At 50.7% G+C, this 2,971-nt stretch carries 3 protein-coding genes; all 3 read left to right on the forward strand.

What is annotated here, in order from left to right; all coding sequences use genetic code 11:
* The coding region (locus XBLMG947_RS20830; RefSeq protein ID WP_167352060.1) for a peptidoglycan-binding domain-containing protein at nucleotides 1-495 on the forward strand (495 nt) is incomplete at its 5' end.
* Between the two features lie 9 nt (nucleotides 496-504).
* Nucleotides 505-2,319, forward strand: coding sequence for a peptidoglycan-binding domain-containing protein (locus tag XBLMG947_RS22325; protein ID WP_083993326.1), 1,815 nt, complete (start codon nucleotides 505-507; stop codon nucleotides 2,317-2,319).
* Nucleotides 2,320-2,322: 3 nt separating this feature from the next.
* The gene (locus tag XBLMG947_RS23070) at nucleotides 2,323-2,886 is read left to right on the forward strand and encodes a hypothetical protein (protein WP_139074480.1); all 564 of its coding nucleotides are present in this window, start codon (nucleotides 2,323-2,325) and stop codon (nucleotides 2,884-2,886) included.
* Nucleotides 2,887-2,971 lie beyond the last annotated feature (85 nt).

Genomic DNA, 2,971 nt, shown 5'->3' on the forward strand with positions numbered 1-2,971 from the left:
AGTCGGCATCCGTTCTTGGGGCCAGAAACCAATCCAGCCATTCCCGAACATTTACCCAAAGAAACAGTGCTTCTGCCCAAGCAATTTGGCATTCGCGTTGGTCAGCAGTTCAATCTAAGCGGGCTGCAAGGGAAACCCTACAAATTAGAACTAGGTGGGCAGATATTTGAGGGAGAGCTCAGCTCAGACGGGACTGTCATACAGGAACTGCCAAAGGGTGCGCGCAAAGGGAAGCTTACCGTTTATCCCTTTGGGCTTGAAAACCATCCATGGGAATGGAAGCTTGACTTGGCATCCCAGAAAAAGACGAGTGAACACATGGGACTACAGTCCAGACTTAAGAATCTCGGATTTTATCACGGAGAAATAGATGGCGACTTCGGTCCTTTGAGCCGTATGGCCATACAGCGCTTCCACCGAGCGAAGGACATTGCGGGCCTCAATATACCCAGCCAGCAAGGCGTCACGTCACTAGGCAACGACCACGACATCTAGGATGGATGCATGATATACGGCAATTACGACTTGCGCCGCGGCGATAACGACGGCAATCCCGCAAGCAATTCACCACCACGATGGGGAGGAACCAATAACCCTCCGCCCTCTGCGGCCACTGCTCAGACGCCCCAGAATCAAGCTGGAGCTACGATAGCTGTTCCTCAACATGTACGTCAGCTGCAAAATGATCTGCGCACGCTCGGATTTTTATTTGTGACCAATGCTGACGGTGCTTTCGGCGCCGGCACAGATTGGGCAGTTCGAGAATTTCAGATCTACGCCGGCATGGATAACGTAGCCCGAATTAATGATGCACGCCTCCATGGATGGCAACCTCAGGCAGGCATTACTGCGCCGGAAGTAGCCGCGCTTGGCACGCGCCCTCACTCCAATCCGCCAGAAAGCTACTACGTCAGCTCTCTCGACCGAGTTGCCAACAATGCTCGCTATACTGGGCCAATCAGCGGGATAGTAAATTCTGCAACTCGCAATGCGATCGAGCATTGGCTTCGCAATAATTATCGCTGCCCCGTAGTCATAGAGGCTTGGCAGGTTAACCCAAGTAATGGTCAACGCACTACCGTTGCAACCAACGGGGTTAATATTTGGAACTACAATGAGATAACTCAGGCAATTATACGCAACGCCGCCAACCAAGTAATTGCACGAGTTCGCATGTTCAGCCGTGACTTTACAGGCCATTATACGTTCCCTACGACGCGTAACCAAGACCACTACCAGTCACTTGGAGGCTACGCTCGGTACACCACTTATGGAGGACCGCAGAGCGAAGTACCAAATCACACTTGGACAGAAGCTGAGATGACGCCGGAGCGGCTTATTGGGCCAGCATCGACCATCGCTACCCTTTCCGCGTCCCCAGATGGAGCAACGGCCTCTACATATCGCGTTGTACGTGCCACATCCGAACAAGAATGTATGGGCATGTTTGATAGTATCAACGCCTATGACGATGCGCTGATCTCTCTAGGCCCTTGTCACTGGACCATGGGTTTAATGCCACAGGGCGGCTACGACAATGGCGAACTTCCCGGTTTTCTTTCCTACTTTCTTCATCGCAACCAAGCTGATTACCAGCGAGTACTAGGCAACTTCGGCCTATATCCTTCATCAGCCTGGGCAGGTGCCAATACCGGCCCTCTCTGGAATCCAACAGGCCGGAAGTACACGGGCTGGATACGCCAGCACAATGAACAAACTCAGGTAGCACAAGCGCCTGCAATCCTTGCACAAGCTGCGCAGGTAAATCAGCAACTGCCGATGGTTGATCGTGATCCAGCCGAGGCCAACTACTTCAAGACCTGGCACTGGTTTTATCGGTTTGCCATGGCCGGCCGAACCGTTGCAAGCATGCAGCAATCAATGTGGGATATGGTCCGCATGCGAATTCGCGATCTAAGTGGAGTCGCCATATCGGTTCAAGCAGGCACTATCCAAATCAACAGTACACTGGGCGAATTTTACACGTCAGAGAAAGCGATTGGAATTCTGCTGCGTTGGCATATTTACCGCCCAGCACACGTCACTGGACAACGCGTACGTGATTCACTTATTAGCGCCATCAACGGACATCCGCAGCTAAATTGGAACATCGCACCCGCGCAATGGACAGATGCCCACGAACTGGCTATCACCGAACAGCTGTTAGCTGATGCAATAGCTGTCAATGATACGCAGGACCGACTCGCTTCTTGGCCAACATATACGGGTCGCAACGGACGTCAATATACACTGAATAATGAGCTTGGATCTTTGCGCACTGGACGCCGCTCCTTTCATTTTGACACCACCGGGATATGATCGATGAATTTTTCCCTCAGAACTATTATTTTCTCTTCCTGTCTTTGCTTCGCCACCTCTTGCTCAGCAGCAGCGCCAACAAAGAATTTAAGGGATTCTTTACAAGCACACTGCGAGGCAACTCAGATTGACGAGCATATTGTTCTTCGTGTAGTAAAAGGTAAACAAATTAGTGCCTGCCCACCTGATGCGGAGGAAGGATGCCCCTACAATGCTAATCATGGGCAGACCTACCTAGTGGCTACTCCCGATCTAAATCAGGATGGCCGTACTGACGCCATAATCCGTTATCTAGGCAGCAACTACGGGGACACTGACGCTGTTGACTACCTCGTACTGACGCAATGCAAAGACGGTACATATATTCGTGCTTTAGAAGGCGCTTTTAGTGACCTTAAAGCACCCGATTCAATCGTAAAAATATGGCCAGACCTAACCGCAACACGGGTCTGTCCAACACCTGATAATACAGGCTCGGTAACTACCGAATTGTCATTGCATTTTGATCCGAAATCTTTTAAGTATTTTTCAGCACCCGATAGTTCTTTAGAATCGCCCTGCAACTGAGGCAAGGCATACCTACTCCCAGTGCGCTTGTCATACCCTGTCAATAGCCAACATGATCGACTACAAAAAAATCCTGTAATGGATT

It is taken from the genome of Xanthomonas bromi, from assembly GCF_900092025.1.
In the GTDB taxonomy this organism is placed as follows: domain Bacteria; phylum Pseudomonadota; class Gammaproteobacteria; order Xanthomonadales; family Xanthomonadaceae; genus Xanthomonas; species Xanthomonas bromi.

What these genes read in the sequence shown, in the direction of transcription:
- XBLMG947_RS22325 (WP_083993326.1), top strand. Translation starts at nt 505, where the DNA reads ATGATATACGGCAATTACGACTTGCGCCGCGGCGATAACGACGGCAAT.
- XBLMG947_RS23070 (WP_139074480.1), top strand. Translation starts at nt 2,323, where the DNA reads ATGAATTTTTCCCTCAGAACTATTATTTTCTCTTCCTGTCTTTGCTTC.